Source organism: Sphingomonas sp. GW821-FHT03E12 (genome assembly GCF_059420685.1).
In genome coordinates this window covers 1-15,428 of sequence record NZ_JBWKUF010000008.1, presented here as the reverse complement: position 1 = coordinate 15,428, position 15,428 = coordinate 1, and the positions used below count along the sequence as shown (strand labels likewise).

The following is a 15,428-nucleotide window of genomic DNA, read 5'->3' as shown; positions in this document are numbered from 1 at the left end:
CGGCAATGGATTGGTACGCCCCACCAACGATTATCATTCCAGCGCCATTGTCTCAAGGCGGCAGTGACTTACGCACGGATGCACATAAATGAGCGACGGGTGATCGCTCCGAAACCGGGCGGTCTGGCCCCAAGCACTATAGTCAGCCCTGCCCGTTTCGGCTACGATTTGAATTGGGGCACTTTGGGGGAATACGGCGATGGCGAATCCATTCCTGTCGGAAATCCGACTGATGTCGTTCAACTTCGCGCCAAAGGACTGGGCGATGTGCAACGGCCAGTTCCTGCCGATCAACCAGAATCAGGCGCTGTTCTCGCTGCTGGGCACCACCTATGGCGGCAATGGCCAGACGACCTTTGCGCTGCCCGATCTGCGCGGCCGCGTGCCGATCCATGTCGGCGGCGGCTTTTTCCTCGGCCAGCGGGGCGGTGAGGCAGCGCATACGCTCAGCATCAGCGAAATACCTACCCATGTGCACCTGCTGCAGTCCTCCAATTCGACGGGCAATGCGACGAACCCCAATTTCGGCGGCACCGGCTATGTGCTCGCGACCGAACCCGGCAATCCCTATTCGCCCGGCTTCACGCCCGCGGCGGTCGCACTCAATCCCGGGACGGTCGCGAACAATGGTGGCAGCCAGGCGCATCAGAACATGCAGCCCTTTCTGACGCTGACCTATTGCATTGCCCTTGCGGGCATTTTCCCGTCCCCGAACTGAGGAGAGGCCCCGATGGCACAACCTTATGTCGGCGAGCTTCGCATTTTCGCCGGAAACTTCGCTCCGGCGGGATGGATGTTCTGTGAGGGACAGCTTCTGCCGATCTCGGAGAACGAGACGCTATTCCAGCTGATCGGTACCACCTACGGTGGCGACGGCCAGAGCACCTTCGGGCTGCCCGATCTGCGCGGACGGCTGCCCCTGCATCAGGGCACGAGCGGCGGCTCCACCTACATGATCGCCGAGACCGGCGGCACCGAGGAAGTGACGCTGTCGATCAGCCAGATCCCCTCCCATTCGCATCCCATGCTGGGCGCATCGGGCAACGGGTCGCAGACGAACCCAAAGAACAACGTGCTCGCCAGTTCGACGCTGGTGAAACTCTATTCAGGCGAGGCGCCGGACACCGCGATGGCCGCCACGGCGATCACCGCGGTCGGCGGCAACCAGCCGCATACCAATTTCCAGCCCTATCTCTGCCTGAACTACATCATCTCGCTGTTCGGCATCTTTCCGAGCCAGAACTGACAGGAACGCACCATGGCCGATCCCTTCGTCGCCGAGATCCGCATCTTCCCGTTCAACTTCGCGCCCAGGGGCTGGGCGTGGTGCGACGGCCAGTTGCTGCCGCTCTCGCAGAACACGGCGCTCTTTTCGCTGCTTGGCACCACCTATGGCGGCAACGGCAAGAGCAATTTCTCGCTGCCTGACATGCAGGGCCGCGCGCCGATGCATCCAGGCCAGGGCCCCGGACTCTCGCTGCACTCTCTGGGCGAGACCGGCGGCAGTGAAAACGTCACGCTGCTCGAGTCGGAAATCCCGAACCATTCGCACACGCTGCGCAGTTCGGTGGAGGACGCTACCCAGGGCACGCTCTCCAATGGCGTCACGCTCTCGACCTCGACTGGCGGATCGCTTTACCAGAGCACGACCAACGCCAATCTGGTCACCATGTCGCCCCAGGCGCTCTCCCCCGCTGGCGGCAGCGCACCGCACAACAACATGCAGCCCTATCTGACCTTCTATTTCTGCATCGCGTTGCAGGGCGTGTTCCCGCCGCGCAGCTGACGTCACCCGAAACGCCATGCCGCCGCCCCTTCGTACCGCCGCGCCCCATGCGCTCGCCTATCGCCCCTATACGGACGGGGACTTCGATTTCATCGAAGCGCTCTATCTGTCGACGCGCGATACGGAGCTTGCGCTGAGCGGCTGGCCTGAAGCTGAGAAGAAGACCTTCCTCACGCAGCAGCATCGCGCGCAGCATCACCATTATCAGACCTACTACCCGAATGCCGAGCGGCTGATCCTCGAGCGCGACGACGCCCCGATCGGCCGCCTCTATGTCGATGTCTGGCCGCTGGAATTGCGCATCGTCGATATATCGCTGGTGCCGGCCGCGCGCGGCCAGGGAATCGGCGGGGCCGTCCTGCGCGACATCATCGCATGGGCCGGCGGCCAGGCCAAAGGCGTCTCGATCCATGTCGAGAAATTCAATCCGGCACGGCGCCTCTATCACCGTCTCGGCTTCGTGGTGACCGAGGACAAGGGCGTGTACGAGCTGATGGAATATGGAACGCCCAGCGCAGCCGGAACGGCCTAGAAAAAGATCGCTTCGTATCGTATCCCGCCCTGGGGCCGGTAGCCGGTCGCAACGATGAAGATGTCGTGCGCGGTGCCGTCGATCACGAAACGATAGATCGACTGCGGCAGCCGGGGCTCAGACGGCCCCGCGAATTCGAGCCTGAACCCGCCCTCGGGACGGGTCGATTGCGGCATGGATTCGGCGGCGACGAGTTCGAGCGTCTGCGTGCCGACTTCCGTTTCGATCGCGAACTCGGCGCCGATGCGCCCCTCGAAATCGCCAAGCGTCAGCCCCCGAACCGCATCCGCCGCCATTGTGCAACCTTCCCCAGCCGCACCCAGCGCGCGGCAATCCCGCTATAGGCAGACCAGACCCGTGGAGCCAATCCCGCGTTGAACCGCAACCATAACGATTCATGGGATGCAGTCCGGCAAAGCAGATGATAAAGGTCCATATTGGGGGAAAGGCCGTACGCAATCGCCGTATTCCGGTCTGGCCATTTGAAAAGTACGAAACAATGACTGACAGCTCACGTCGTCGGTTCGTGGTTGGGGGACTGGTCATCGTGGCCGGCGCCGGTGTTGCAGGCTGTGGCGGCGGCGGCGCACCTGGCAGTGTCACCGCACCCGCCACGGGCGCCACCCCGGCTGGCCCGCCGCTCATCGCCTCGGAAGCAGGCGAGTGGGACAAGCTGGTCGGCACCTCGTTCCAGATCTCCACGCCAACCGGCAAGGTGGCAGCGGTACTCGCCAGTCTGGAACGGATCGCCGATCCGACCCGGCCGGTGAGCCTGGCACGGCAACAGCCCTTCTACGCCAATTTTCAGATGGATCTGCGTCAGGTGCCGGCGGGCGGCGCGACCTACCAGCTCTCGCATGCCACCAAGGGAAGTTTCGAACTCTTCCTTGGCATGCCGGGCGAGCTTCAGGGCAGAGGCATGATCTCCGCACTGCTCAACTGAGCATCCGCGCGGGGCATGCGCCCCGCGCGCTCAAGCGCCCCGCAGTCCGCCGGTCACCTCGAGAAACGCAGAGATCAACCGCGACTGCAGCCGGTCCCGCCGGCATACGATATGCGCATAGTTGAAGATTTCCGCATCGACGACGGGCAGCGCACGGATGCGCTCGTCACCGATATATTCGGCGCTTGAGACGAAGCCGAACCCGACTCCACTTGCCACCGCCTCGCGCACGGCCTCGCGGCTGCCGATCTCCATGACGATCTTCGGCTGGACATGCGCCCTGGCCAGCGCCTCATCGCTGGCGCGGCGGGTGTTCGAGCCATGTTCGCGCGCGACCATCGGCTGGCCGTGAAGCTCGGCGATGCGCACCCCGTCGCGATCGGCGGCGAACAGCGGATGATCGCGGCGCCCGAACACGACGATCGCATCCTGGCTGTACTGCGAGAGCCAGAGCCGTTCGTCATTCTCGACATAGGCGAGCACCGCGACGTCTGCCTGGAAATCCAGCAGGTTGCGCAGCACCGCGTTGGAGTTACCGATCGACACCGAGATATCGATCTGCGGGTAGCGCGCATGGAATGCGACGAGCATCTCGGTCGCGTGGAACGGGCCGACCGCACTGACACGCAGATGCCCGGTCCGCAGCTCGCGGCTCTCGGCCAGGAAGTGGCGGGCATCGGCTTCGTCGGCCAGCATCCGCCGCGTGATCTGTTGCAACTGGCGCCCGGCATCGGTCAGCCGCACGCGCCGGCCGGTCCGGACGAACAGTTCGACCGAATATTCCTCCTCCAGCTGGCGGATCTGCGTGGTCAGCGTCGGCTGGCTGACATTGAGCTGGTTCGCGGCAGCGGTGACGCTTTCGGCTTCGGCCACCGCGTGGAACGATCGGAGCTGGGTGTATCTCATAGCTTTTTTATATAGATGATCACCAAACTATCAATTTGATACTCGGCCGTCCTTCGTCTTCAAGCGTCGCACAGCAAAATGCAGACGGAGGGGACCGAGCAGATGGCCGCAGCGTGGAAATACGCAAACCCGGTTGAAGTGACGCTTTGCGAGGACGCCGTGGCGGCGATCCGCGCGAAGGTCGCGGGCCGCAGCTATTGCCTCGTCACCTATAACGACCACCCCTATTTCGATGAGATGGCCGCGGCGATCACCGCCGGGGTCGGCGCGCCCGCGGTCGTTGTGCGCGACATCGAAGCTAATCCCAGCTTCAACGGCCTGCGCGTCGCCTGCCGTACCTTCGGTGCCGCGGTCACGCCACCCCAGGTGATCGTCGCCTTTGGCGGCGGATCGGTGATCGATTCAGCCAAGGCGCTGGCCGTTTCGAACGGCGACTTCGCGAACGTCCAGGATTTCCTCGAAGGCCGAACCGGCGCGGATGCGGTACAGGCGCTGCCGATCATTGCAGTGCCCACCACCTTCGGCACCGGCAGCGAGGTAACGAGCTGGGCGACGATCTGGGACACCGATGCCCGCAAGAAATATTCGCTCAACCGCCCGGACCTGTATCCTGAGCACGCGATCCTCGACCCCACGACCTCGCTCGGCGTGCCGCGCGGGCTGACGCTGGCAACCGGCCTCGACGCGCTGTCGCATGCGCTCGAGAGCATCTGGAACGTCAACGCCAACCCGGTCTCGGCCAACCACGCCGTGTTCGCTGCGACCGAGCTGCTCGACGCGCTCCCCAAGCTGGTCGACGATCTCGGCAATCTCGATCTGCGCACCCGCGTGGCGCGGGCAAGCCTGTTCGCAGGCCTTGCCTTTTCGAACACCAAGACCGCGCTGGCGCACTCGCTTTCCTACTACCTCACGCTGCACCACGGCACCGTGCACGGCATAGCCTGTTCGTTCAGCCTGCCCGCAGTGATGCGCAGCGTGATCGGCCAGAATGCAGAGTGCGACCGCGCGCTCAAGCAGATCTTCGGGGCGGATCTCGCTGCCGGCGCCGACCGGCTCGAAGCATTGCTCAACCGGCTCGGCATTTCGACCGACGCAACCGACTATGGCGTGACCAGGGAGAACTGGCTCGCCGCGATCGACGACGCGCTCGCCGGAGAGCGCGGACGCAATTTCATCGGCACCCGCGAAGCCTTTCTGGCCAGCGCCGCCTGAGGAGAAGTCCCAATGAACATTTCCACGCCCATCGCGACCGACCTGTCCGTCAATGGCCGCACCTACAAACGCCCGGATCGTCCGGTCGTGGTCGTCTGCCTCGACGGTTCGGAACCGGGCTATATCGAGGCCGCGATCGAAGCGGGCCTTGCCCCGAACCTCGAGCGCGTACTCAAGACCGGGACCAACAGGACGGCGCTGTCGGTGGTCCCGACCTTCACCAATCCCAACAATCTCTCGATCGTCACGGGCCGCCCGCCCGCCGTCCACGGCATCTCGGGCAATTTCTTCTATGACCGCGAAGCGGGCATCGAAGTGATGATGAACGACGCGAAGTTCCTGCGCGTCCCCACGATCTTCGCCACCGCGCAACAGGCCGGCCTCAAGATCGCGGTGGTCACCGCCAAGGACAAGCTGCGCACCTTGCTCGGCAAGGGGCTGGACTTCGCCAGCGGCACCGCGATCGCCTTCTCCTCCGAAAAGGCGGATCAGGCGACCAAGGCCGACAACGGCATCGAGGACGTGCTCGATTTCGTCGGCCTGCCCCTGCCCAGCGTCTATTCCGCCGACCTGTCGGAATTCATCTTCGCGGCGGGCGTCAAGCTGGTCGACACCTTCCGCCCCGACCTCATGTACCTGTCGACCACCGACTATGTGCAGCACAAGTCGGCACCGGGAGCGTCGGCGGCCAACAGCTTCTACGCGATGTTCGACCGCTATATCGGCGAGCTCGACGCGCGCGGCTGCACCATCGTCATCACCGCCGATCACGGCATGAACGACAAGCACGACGCCAACCAGCAGCCCGACGTCATCTATCTTCAGGATGTGCTCGACGCGGCGCTCGGTGCCGGGGTGGCTCGCGTGATCCTGCCGATCACTGATCCCTATGTCGCGCATCACGGCGCACTCGGTTCGTTCGCGACGGTCTATGTCGATGCGGACAAGGTCCAGCCGGTCATCGACGCCGCGAACGCGGTCGATGGCATCACCGTCGCGATCGGGGCTTCGGAAGCGAGTGAGCGCTTCGAACTGCCGATCGACCGGATCGGCGACGTCGTTATCCTGTGCGGCAAGAACAAGGTGCTCGGCACCACCGCCGCGCGGCACGATTTCTCGGGCCTCACCGAACCGCTGCGCAGCCATGGCGGCCTTACCGAACAGACCGTGCCGCTGATCTCGAACCGCGTGACCGACATCGAGCCCGGCCGCGTCCTCCGCAACTTCGACGCCTTCGACGTCGCTCTCAACCTGGTGCGCTGACCATGAACGCCAACGCGAATATCCAGCCGGTCCGCCTCGAATCGATGCGGATCGCCGGCAAGCTCGTCCAGACCGACGAGGTGATCGAGGTCCGCAATCCCTATGACGGGTCGCTGGTCGGAACCGTCCCGATGGCCCGACCAGAGCATGTCCGCGAGGCTTTCCAGGCTGCCAAGGCGTTCAAGCCCGCGCTGACCCGTTACGAGCGCCAGCAGATCCTGCAGCGCACCGCCGAACTGCTGCGCGAGCGGCGCGAGAAGTTCGCCCGGCTGATCGTCGCGGAGACAGGCCTGTGCTGGAAGGACGGGCTGTACGAGGCGAGCCGCGCCTATGACGTCTGGTCGTTCGCGGCGCAGCTGACGATCAAGGACGATGGCGAGATCTATGCCTGCGACATCTCGCCGATGGGCAAGCCGCGCAAGATCTTCACGACGCGCGTGCCGCTGCTCGGCGTGGTGTCGGCGATCACGCCGTTCAACCACCCGCTCAACATGGTCAGCCACAAGCTCGCCCCGGCGATCGCGACCAACAACCGCGTGGTGCTCAAGCCGACCGAGCTGACCCCGCTCACTGCGCTCGCACTGGCCGACGTACTGTACGAGGCGGGGCTTCCGCCCGAGATGCTGTCGGTCGTCACCGGCAATCCATCGACCATGGGCGACGCGATGATCACCGATCCCGATGCGGACCTGGTGACCTTCACCGGATCGGTCCGCGTCGGCAAACACATCGCCCATACCGCGGGCTACAAGCGCAAGGTGCTTGAGCTTGGCGGCAACGATCCGCTGATCGTGATGGAGGACGCCGATCTCGACAAGGCGGCCGAGCTGGCGGTGGCGGGCGCGACCAAGAATTCGGGCCAGCGCTGCACCGCGGTCAAGCGCATCCTGGCGGTTGAGGCGATCGCCGACGACTTCTCGAAGCTGGTCGTCGAGAAGGCAAAGAAGCTCAAGAGCGGCGACCCGATGGACCCGTCCACCGATGTCGGTACGGTCATCAACGAGCGCTCGGCGATCCTGTTCGAAAGCCGCGTCAACGACGCGGTCGCGCGCGGTGCGGACGTGCTTCATGGCGAAGCACGCAAGGGCGCGTTGTTCGCCCCCACCGTGGTCGATCATGTCCCCGCCGATTGCGAGCTGGTGTTCGAGGAGACGTTCGGCCCCGTGATCCCGATCATCCGCTGTCCGAACGACATCTCCGAAGTCATCCGCATCTCGAATTCGACCGCATACGGCCTGTCATCAGGCGTCTGCACCAACCGTCTCGACTATGTCGAACGTTTCGTCGCCGAGCTTGAGGTCGGCACGGTCAATATCTGGGAAGTCCCCGGCTACCGGATCGAGATGTCGCCGTTCGGCGGGATCAAGGACTCCGGGCTCGGCGACAAGGAAGGCGTGGTCGAGGCGATGAAGGGCTTCACCAACGTGCGCACCTGGTCGATGCCCTGGAGCGTCTGACGATCAGCCAAGATATTGTAATAAAACGATAATAATAGTGCGCTGTGGCAATGCCACCGGAGGGATGCGTATGAACTATGTTCAACAAGGCGGCATGGCTGGCCAGGTTTCGACCGGCGAGAAGCCGGGATTCCGCAGCGCCCAGCGGCGCATGCTGCTCGCCGCGATGTTCTGCTACCTGTTCTTCTATACGGGCCGGCAGACCTTCGGCTTCGCCATCCCCGGCATCCAGGCCGAGTTCGGCGTGTCGAAGGAGACGTTGGGCTGGGTGAGCGCCGCATTGCTGTGGTGCTATGCCATCGGACAGGCGATCAACGGCAATATCGGCGATAAGTTCGGCGGCCGCCGCGTGATGAGCGCCGGCGCGATCCTATCGTGCATCGCCAACTGGGCGGCGAGCTTCGCAACCGGCGTCGTCAGCCTCGGCGCGCTGTGGGGGCTCAACGGCTATTTCCAAGCCTTGGGCTGGGCACCGGGCAGCCGGTTGTTGTCCAACTGGTTCGGTAAGCACGAACGCGGCAAGATCTTCGGCTTCTACGTCTTCGCGGCCGGCATGGCGTCGGTGCTGTCGTTCGTCACCTCAATCATCGTCGTCCACACGCTCGCGCTGGACTGGCGCTGGATCTTCCGTCTGCCCGTGCTGCTGATGCTGGTCGGCGGCATCTCCTTCTACTTCATCGCGCGCGAGCGTCCCGAGGATCTGGGCTTCCCGTCTCCGCATGACGATGCCGACGACAGTGCGGCCGATGCTGCGGTAGCGGATGATGAAGGGTCATGGCAGCGCTACAAGGCGGTGCTCTCCAACTGGCGGCTGCTGCTGGGTGGCCTCGCCATCGGGTTCCAGAATGCCGCGCGCTACGGCCTGATCGTCTGGGTGCCGGTGCATTTCCTGGGCGGCAGCGGCGACGCGGCCCCAGCGAACAGCTTCATCGATCCGCAATGGATTGCGGTCGCGCTTCCCGTCGGCATGGCGATCGGCGCGGCGACCAATGGCTGGGTGTCGGACAATGTCTTCGGGTCGAAGCGCTATCTTGCGATCGTCCTCTACATGGTGCTCGCGACGATCACCTCGCTGTTCATGTACACCATCCCGACCAGCCAAGTGTATCTCGGCCTCGCCACACTCTTCCTGTGCGGCTTCTTCGTCTACGGCCCGCAATCTTCGTTCTGGGCGCTCTGCCCCGATCTGGTCGGCAACAAGCGGTCGGGTACCGCGGTCGGGATCATGAACTTCTTCGCCTATCTCTTCGCCGGGCTGGGCGAGCCGCTGATCGGCGGGTTCATGGATACGCACCACGACACGTCGCTGGTGTTCCTGATCGTCGCCGCGGCCAGCGCCGCCAGCGCGACAGTGGCGATGTTCATCCGCCGATGAACCGCCCGGGCGGACCGGGTTTCCCGGCCCGGTTCGCCCCTCCGGCTCAGGCCCGGGCCGCGCGTCCAGCCTTGGTCGCTCGCAAGGTTTCGAAGAACGACGCGATGATCCGGCTGCGCCGCCGCTCGCGCAGGCAGCAGACATAGATATGGGTCAGGACGGGTGAGCCCGCGATCGGCAGCGGGTGGAGCTGCTCGTCGGGGATATACTCGGATTCCGACACCGTCCCGATCCCCAGCCCGCGGATCACCGCCTCGCGGATCGCCTCGCGGCTGCCGATCTCCATCGCCACGCGCGGCGCGGCGCCGATCGTCGCGAACCCGTCCTCCAAGGCCCGGCGCGTGGTCGATCCCCGCTCGCGCATCAACAGTTTCTCTTCGGCCAAGCTGGTCAGCTCGATCGTCTTGAGCGCGGCCAGCCGATGGTCGCGGCGGACGAAGGCGATCACCGGATAGCTGGCATAATGCTGCACATGGTAGCGGTCGTCATCGGTGTCGCGCGCCATGATCCCGACATCGCAGCCATAGCTGGCGAGCTCGCGCAGCACCGATTCGGAATTGCCCAGTGCCATCGACAGAAACACCTCAGGGTAGCTGGCATTGTACGTCTCGATCATCTCGATGACGTGGAAGGGGCTGACCGCGCCGATCTTGAGCGACCCGCTGCGCATCTGCGCGCTGTCCTTCAGCATCATCCCTGCATCGTCCTCCAGCCCCGTCATCCGGCGCGCCAGGTCGAGGAACTCGCGCCCGATCTCGGTCAGCTCGATTCGACGGCCCCGCCGTTCGAACAGGCGGATGCCGTGTTCTTCTTCGAGTGCCTGGATCTGCGAGGTGATCGTGGTCTGGCTCATGTTGAGCGCGCGCGCCGCGGCTGTGAAGCCATTGTAGCGGGCGACGGCTACGAAGGCGCGAAGCTGGATCAGGGTCATGCAGTTCCATCCATCGAAATTCTCGTTCGATATATCGGTAATGCACGTCTATTTCGACATAAATGAGCCATGCTAGCTTCCTAGAAACATCGACGAAGCAGGACGCTGGAGCCCGCCAATTCCCACGCCCAAGCGGCAGGGAGATGACGCTCCTACCGGGCTGAATTTGTCGAGATTACAGGAGGGGACAAATGGCAATTCGTCATTCGATTCGTTGCGGCACCGCGATTCTCGCCGCTCTGGCCGCGACGGCGGGCGCGCATGCGCAAACCGTTGATCAGCCTGCGGATCTTGAGGCACCGGCCCAGGAAGAAGACACCCGAGAAGTCGTCGTCACCGGCTCCAACCTCCGCCAGGCACAGGAAGGCGCATTGCCGGTCACGGTCATCGACCAGTCGGAGATCGACCTGCGCGGCGGCTCGACCGGCGCCGACCTCTACGAGACGCTGCCCTCGGCAGCCCCGCCCGAAATCAACGAAGGCACGATCGCGTCGCAGGGCGCGCGCGGCGACGTTTCCTCCCCCGATCTTCGCGGCATCGGCGCGGGCAGCACCTTGCTGCTCGTCAACGGCCGCCGCATGGCGCCGCATCCGCTCACCGGTACCGACCAGGGTGTGCCGTCGCTCTCGGCCAACGCCAACGTCATTCCCACCGCACTGATCTCTCGGGTCGAGGTGCTGCGCGACGGCGCCTCCGCCATCTACGGCGCCGATGCCGCCGCCGGCGTGATCAACAACATCATCAACCCGGGCAAGGAACGCGGCCGCATCGCAATCGAAAGCGCGATCGCCGATGGCGGCGGCGCGGACGAATTCCGAATCACCGCCGCCAAGACCTTCCAGCTCGGCAGCCGGACCTCGCTCGGCATCTCGCTCGACTATTTCGATCGCACCAAGCTGATGTTCGGCGATCGAAAATGGGGCAGCCAGTCCGACCTGCGCCGCACGCGCGAGCTGCCCGCGCCATGGAACGGCCTGCCGATCGTCAATCCCGCGACGGGCACCAATTTCTCGCTCGACAACGATCTCGATAACGGCAGCACGATCACCCATTACGGCCAGTATCGTCGCGGCTTCATCCAGTCCGACTATGTGACTTTCAACGGCGGGCGCCCGGACGGCAATCGCGGCATCTCGACCTCGACCGCACCGACCGGCGGCGTTGCCACCGTCGCGACCGACGGGACCTTCTTCCTCTATCCCGGCGCCGACGGCGCGGTGAACTTCAAGCAGACCGCGCCCTCGCGCAACCTTGGCAGCCCCGAGGACGAATATTACGACAACCGCCTGCCGCACCGCACCCTGGTGCCCGCACTCAAGCGCATCAACGCCGCAGCGTTCATCGAGCATGAGCTGAGCGACAAGGTCACGCTGTTCGGCGACGTCCTCTATTCGGGCTCGCGCGCGAACAGCCAACGCGAATCCGCGAACATGCAGAACGTCAACGAGCCCGGGCTCTATGTCCCGGCCTCCAACCCCTACAACCCGTTCGGCAGCCGCTTCTACCATCCGACCGGCGCGCCCAATCCCGACGGCACCCCGCGCATCCTCGGCACACCGGCCGACGTCACCATCGTCTCCGGCTTGATCCCGCCCGGCACCAAGGACCGCTACATCCAGGTGAATTCGAGCTTCTACCGCGCGCTCGCCGGTGCGCGGGGCGAGTTCGGGAGCAACTGGTCGTGGGAGACAGGCGTGCTCGTCTCGGGCGCATACAGCCACGAGACCGAATCCAACATCTATCGTGAATCGCTGCTGCGCATGGCGCTCAACCGCACCGACGCGACCGCCTACAACCCCTTCCCCACCACCTTCAAGGTGGTGAACAACCGCGTCGTCGTCGACCAGCCCTATGTCAATCCATCGTCGGTCACCGAACCGATGTACGATACCGACAACCGCTTCGGCAAAACGCAGATCGTCGTCTGGGACGCCAAGATAGCGGGCGAGCTGTGGAAGCTGCCATTCGGCGGCGGGCGGATCCAGGTGGCGGCGGGCGCCGAGGCGCGCTGGGAACGCTATGACGCGTGGAAAGCGCCGTTCGCCGGCCTCAACCCGCCGGGGTCGGGCGCCTATTTCCCGTATCTGCGCGAGGACGACAACGACTTCATCGCGATGAGCCCCAATTCGGACATCCACGCCCGGCAGAACATCCAGGCCGGCTATGCCGAAATCGCACTCCCGATCGTCACTCGCGACAATGCCTTCTTCGCGTTCCAGCATCTTGAGCTGAGCGCCGCGGTCCGGCACGAGCGGTTCTCGATCCATGGGTCGAGCACCACGCCCAAGTTCAGCCTGCTCTGGGCGCCGACGCCCTGGCTCAAGCTGCGCACCTCCTACAATGAATCCTTCCGCGCGCCGAACCTGGCACAGACAAACACCACGCCGTTGTTGCGCGTGAACTATACCGAGGACCCCTACCGGTCGCAGGTCACCAATTCGGCGGCCGACGACAATGCGCCGCGCCGCACCTTCCGCCAGGGCAATGACCGGCTGAATCCCGAGCGTGCGAAGAATTTCGGTGCTGGCCTGGTGCTCGACGTGCCGGGGATCCGCGGCCTGTCGGTGACGGTCGATTACTGGAACCTCTACCAGCGCGACGCGATCACCGCGCTGGGCAATGCCGAGGTGCTGGCGACCGACGAACTGCTGCTCGACCTCGCGACGCAGGCAGCGCTCGCTTCGGGCACGCCGATCGGTCAGATCAACCTCGGTTCGGGCACGCCGGGCTATGCCGGCAACAGCCGCGTCACCCGCCGCGCGCCGACCGCGGCCGACATCGCCGCCTTCGCCGCCTACAACGCTGCCCAGCCGACCAACGCCACCAAGCGCGCCACGGTCGGTGAGATCACCAGCCTGATCAACGACTATATCAACCTCGGCTCGCGCAAGCTCGAGGGCATCGACTTTGCGCTCAACTGGCGCGTGCCCGACTTCGGTCTCGGCCAGTTCACGCTCAAGGCCGAGGCGACCAACTATCTCAAGCGCGACGAAGAGCTCGCCGACGACGGCATCGTCACCGACGAACTCGGCAAGAACCGCCGCCCCAAATGGAAGGGCAATTTCTCGCTAGGCTGGAAGAGCGGCCGCTGGTCGATCAACTGGTTCACCAGCTATTTCGGCGCCTATGCCGACAGTTCGGCCTCGACCACCCAGGCGATCTACGAGGCGCTGGGCAAGCCCAAGACCATCACCGTGTTCAACGACAACGGCATCAATCGCTATTATATGCGCGTGAAGCCCGCGGTGCTGCACAATGTGCGCGTCACCCACGCCTTTGGCCGGGACAAGGACACCCGCCTCACCTTCGGCGTCAACAATCTGTTCGACGCCTGGCCGCCGGTCGCGGATGAGGACGAGGGCTTCTTCGTCGGCACGGTCAACCCGCGCGGCCGCCAGTTCAAGGTCCGGCTGGAGCACCGCTTCTAACCGGCCCGCCCGTCCAGCCCGCCAGATCAATTGGAGTCAATGATGAAGCGACGGCGCATTCTTCTGGTCACGATCGCGGCAGCCACGATCGCCGGCCTCCCCGCGGGACCGGCGACGGCACAGCCCGGCACCCAGCAAGCGGAGGCGCAGGCGCGTCATCCAGTGCTGCTGATCTCGGTCGACGGCATGCGCCCGGACACGGTGCTTGAGGCGGACAAGCACCAGCTCAAGCTCCCGGTGCTGCGCAGCTTCCTCAAGGAAGGCAGCTATGCGCAGCAGGTGATCAATGTGAACCCCACCGTCACCAACCCCAATCACACGACCCTGGTGACCGGGCTGCTGCCGCTTGAACACGGCATCTACAACAACCGCCCCTTCGCGGCGACGGCGAAGCTACCCAAGAGCTACAGTGCCTATGCGGAGATCAAGGCGCAGACGCTTTGGGGCGCGGCGAAGAAGGCGAAGCTGCGGACCGCCAGCATCTTCTGGCCGGTGACGAAGAAAGCGCACGACATCGACTTCAACCTGGTCGAGGGCAATGACGAGGACGACGTGAAGATCGCGGACGATGCGATCGCGCTGATCGAGCAGGAACGCCCGGATCTCCTCACGGTCCATTTCGTGGCGGGTGACCATGCCCAGCATGAACATGGCCCGTTCAGTGCCGAAGGGAATGCCGCGCTCGAGCGGATCGACACCCAGATCGGCCGGGTCGTCGCAGCGCACCGCAAGGCCTTCCCGGACTCAGTTGTCGCGGTCGTCTCCGACCACGGTTTCGATACGGTGACGCATCAGGTGAACCTCAATGCCGGACTGGCCGAGGCGGGCTTCATCAAGCTGACCGGCGAAGGCGAGGAACGGGTGGTCACGTCGTGGAAGGCCTTTGCCTGGTATGTTGGCGGCTCGGCGATGATCGTGTTCGAGAATCCGAAGGACCAGCAGGTCCGCGCCGAAGCCCTCGCCTATCTTCAGAAGCTCGCCGCCGATCCGGCGAACGGGATCGAGAAGATCTATGCGCGGGAAGACTATGCGAACCGCGGCCTGCCGCCGGGCGCCGCCTATATCGTCGCGTTCAAGCCCGGCTACCGGATGGGCAATTCGATGTCCGGCACGCTGGTGAAGAAGTCCAAGGGCGGCGCCCACGGTGCCTTCTCGACCCGTGCGATCCGGCCGGACATGCATTCGTCCTTCTTCATCACGGGTCCGGGGATCGCCGCAGGCAAGGACCTTGGAACCATCGACATGCGCCAGATCGCGCCCACGCTGGCGGGAGAGCTCAAGATCGCGCTTCCAGCCGCGAAGGCACCGCCGCTGCCGGTACGCTGATAATTGCGAACAATCTGGGGGCCGCCGCCGTGCCAGCGATGCTGCACGGTGGCGGTAAAATACAGGGAGAAGCGCGTGTCCGAAATCTATCCGGTCGCGGCAGAATGGAAAGAAACTGCGATCGTCGGAGCGGCAGCGCGTGCAGCGATCTATGAGATATCGATATCGCAGCCCGACAGCTTCTGGCTGGACCAGTCGCGCCGGTTGGACTGGGTGAAGCGACCTGAGCTGGCTGGAGACTGGTCGTTCGACGAGGGTGATTTCCGGAT

At 64.4% G+C, this 15,428-nt stretch carries 15 protein-coding genes; 12 read left to right on the top strand and 3 right to left on the bottom strand.

The annotated features are described in order from the left end of the window. The first annotated feature begins 199 nt into the window (after window positions 1-199). Genes AC07TU_RS19780 through AC07TU_RS19765 form a run of 4 tightly spaced genes read left to right on the top strand, consistent with a single transcriptional unit; the run spans window position 200 to window position 2,318 of the window. Window positions 200-718, top strand: coding sequence for a phage tail protein (locus tag AC07TU_RS19780; protein WP_495189655.1), 519 nt, complete (start codon window positions 200-202; stop codon window positions 716-718). A gap of 12 nt (window positions 719-730) precedes the next feature. Then, window positions 731-1,246, top strand: a complete 516-nt coding sequence (locus AC07TU_RS19775; protein ID WP_495189654.1) for a phage tail protein — start codon at window positions 731-733, stop codon at window positions 1,244-1,246. A 12-nt stretch (window positions 1,247-1,258) separates the two neighbouring features. Then, complete coding sequence (locus AC07TU_RS19770) at window positions 1,259-1,786, top strand: phage tail protein (RefSeq protein ID WP_495189653.1); 528 nt, start codon at window positions 1,259-1,261, stop codon at window positions 1,784-1,786. Between the two features lie 16 nt (window positions 1,787-1,802). Continuing rightward, window positions 1,803-2,318, top strand: a complete 516-nt coding sequence (locus AC07TU_RS19765; protein ID WP_495189652.1) for a GNAT family N-acetyltransferase — start codon at window positions 1,803-1,805, stop codon at window positions 2,316-2,318. On the opposite strand, the gene AC07TU_RS19760 is transcribed toward AC07TU_RS19765, so the two are convergent. After that, window positions 2,315-2,614, bottom strand: coding sequence for a DUF6916 family protein (locus AC07TU_RS19760; RefSeq protein ID WP_495189651.1), 300 nt, complete (start codon window positions 2,612-2,614; stop codon window positions 2,315-2,317). The two genes, AC07TU_RS19765 and AC07TU_RS19760, sit on opposite strands and share 4 nt — an antisense overlap. Before the next feature lie 203 nt (window positions 2,615-2,817). Here AC07TU_RS19760 and AC07TU_RS19755 point away from each other — a divergent pair, with 203 nt between their 5' ends. Continuing rightward, a complete protein-coding gene (locus tag AC07TU_RS19755) occupies window positions 2,818-3,261 on the top strand; it encodes a DUF6916 family protein (protein ID WP_495189650.1) in 444 nt (147 codons plus the stop codon). 30 nt (window positions 3,262-3,291) lie between these two features. On the opposite strand, the gene AC07TU_RS19750 is transcribed toward AC07TU_RS19755, so the two are convergent. After that, window positions 3,292-4,167, bottom strand: a complete 876-nt coding sequence (locus tag AC07TU_RS19750; RefSeq protein WP_495189649.1) for a LysR substrate-binding domain-containing protein — start codon at window positions 4,165-4,167, stop codon at window positions 3,292-3,294. A 78-nt stretch (window positions 4,168-4,245) separates the two neighbouring features. Here AC07TU_RS19750 and AC07TU_RS19745 point away from each other — a divergent pair, with 78 nt between their 5' ends. From AC07TU_RS19745 to AC07TU_RS19730, 4 genes are all read left to right on the top strand, one after another. Next, window positions 4,246-5,379: a phosphonoacetaldehyde reductase gene (locus AC07TU_RS19745; RefSeq protein ID WP_495189648.1), complete on the top strand. Its 1,134-nt coding sequence runs from the start codon at window positions 4,246-4,248 to the stop codon at window positions 5,377-5,379. Window positions 5,380-5,391: 12 nt separating this feature from the next. Then, entirely contained in the window at window positions 5,392-6,642 is a 1,251-nt protein-coding gene (gene phnA / locus AC07TU_RS19740) for a phosphonoacetate hydrolase (protein WP_495189647.1), read from the top strand. A 2-nt stretch (window positions 6,643-6,644) separates the two neighbouring features. Beyond that, window positions 6,645-8,099, top strand: a complete 1,455-nt coding sequence (gene phnY, locus AC07TU_RS19735) for a phosphonoacetaldehyde dehydrogenase (RefSeq protein ID WP_495189646.1) — start codon at window positions 6,645-6,647, stop codon at window positions 8,097-8,099. A gap of 70 nt (window positions 8,100-8,169) precedes the next feature. After that, on the top strand, window positions 8,170-9,474 hold the full coding sequence (locus AC07TU_RS19730; protein ID WP_495189645.1) for an MFS transporter: 1,305 nt from the start codon (window positions 8,170-8,172) through the stop codon (window positions 9,472-9,474). Window positions 9,475-9,520: 46 nt separating this feature from the next. Here the strand turns inward: AC07TU_RS19730 and AC07TU_RS19725 are convergent, their stop codons facing one another. Next, window positions 9,521-10,405, bottom strand: a complete 885-nt coding sequence (locus AC07TU_RS19725) for a LysR substrate-binding domain-containing protein (protein ID WP_495189644.1) — start codon at window positions 10,403-10,405, stop codon at window positions 9,521-9,523. Between the two features lie 191 nt (window positions 10,406-10,596). Between AC07TU_RS19725 and AC07TU_RS19720 the strand changes: the two genes are divergently transcribed. The 3 genes from AC07TU_RS19720 to AC07TU_RS19710 all read left to right on the top strand — a co-directional run. Next, the gene (locus tag AC07TU_RS19720) at window positions 10,597-13,833 is read left to right on the top strand and encodes a TonB-dependent receptor plug domain-containing protein (protein WP_495189643.1); all 3,237 of its coding nucleotides are present in this window, start codon (window positions 10,597-10,599) and stop codon (window positions 13,831-13,833) included. 42 nt (window positions 13,834-13,875) lie between these two features. Beyond that, window positions 13,876-15,159 (top strand): alkaline phosphatase family protein, encoded by a 1,284-nt coding sequence (locus AC07TU_RS19715; protein ID WP_495189642.1) that lies wholly within the window; start codon window positions 13,876-13,878, stop codon window positions 15,157-15,159. 75 nt (window positions 15,160-15,234) lie between these two features. Further along, window positions 15,235-15,428: acetyl-coenzyme A synthetase N-terminal domain-containing protein (locus tag AC07TU_RS19710; RefSeq protein WP_495189641.1), on the top strand; the 194-nt coding region annotated here is incomplete at its 3' end.

Coding starts and splice junctions, on each gene's coding strand:
- AC07TU_RS19780 (WP_495189655.1), top strand. CDS start 200: ATGGCGAATCCATTCCTGTCGGAAATCCGACTGATGTCGTTCAACTTC.
- AC07TU_RS19775 (WP_495189654.1), top strand. CDS start 731: ATGGCACAACCTTATGTCGGCGAGCTTCGCATTTTCGCCGGAAACTTC.
- AC07TU_RS19770 (WP_495189653.1), top strand. CDS start 1,259: ATGGCCGATCCCTTCGTCGCCGAGATCCGCATCTTCCCGTTCAACTTC.
- AC07TU_RS19765 (WP_495189652.1), top strand. CDS start 1,803: ATGCCGCCGCCCCTTCGTACCGCCGCGCCCCATGCGCTCGCCTATCGC.
- AC07TU_RS19760 (WP_495189651.1), bottom strand. CDS start 2,614: ATGGCGGCGGATGCGGTTCGGGGGCTGACGCTTGGCGATTTCGAGGGG.
- AC07TU_RS19755 (WP_495189650.1), top strand. CDS start 2,818: ATGACTGACAGCTCACGTCGTCGGTTCGTGGTTGGGGGACTGGTCATC.
- AC07TU_RS19750 (WP_495189649.1), bottom strand. CDS start 4,167: ATGAGATACACCCAGCTCCGATCGTTCCACGCGGTGGCCGAAGCCGAA.
- AC07TU_RS19745 (WP_495189648.1), top strand. CDS start 4,246: ATGCAGACGGAGGGGACCGAGCAGATGGCCGCAGCGTGGAAATACGCA.
- phnA (WP_495189647.1), top strand. CDS start 5,392: ATGAACATTTCCACGCCCATCGCGACCGACCTGTCCGTCAATGGCCGC.
- phnY (WP_495189646.1), top strand. CDS start 6,645: ATGAACGCCAACGCGAATATCCAGCCGGTCCGCCTCGAATCGATGCGG.
- AC07TU_RS19730 (WP_495189645.1), top strand. CDS start 8,170: ATGAACTATGTTCAACAAGGCGGCATGGCTGGCCAGGTTTCGACCGGC.
- AC07TU_RS19725 (WP_495189644.1), bottom strand. CDS start 10,405: ATGACCCTGATCCAGCTTCGCGCCTTCGTAGCCGTCGCCCGCTACAAT.
- AC07TU_RS19720 (WP_495189643.1), top strand. CDS start 10,597: ATGGCAATTCGTCATTCGATTCGTTGCGGCACCGCGATTCTCGCCGCT.
- AC07TU_RS19715 (WP_495189642.1), top strand. CDS start 13,876: ATGAAGCGACGGCGCATTCTTCTGGTCACGATCGCGGCAGCCACGATC.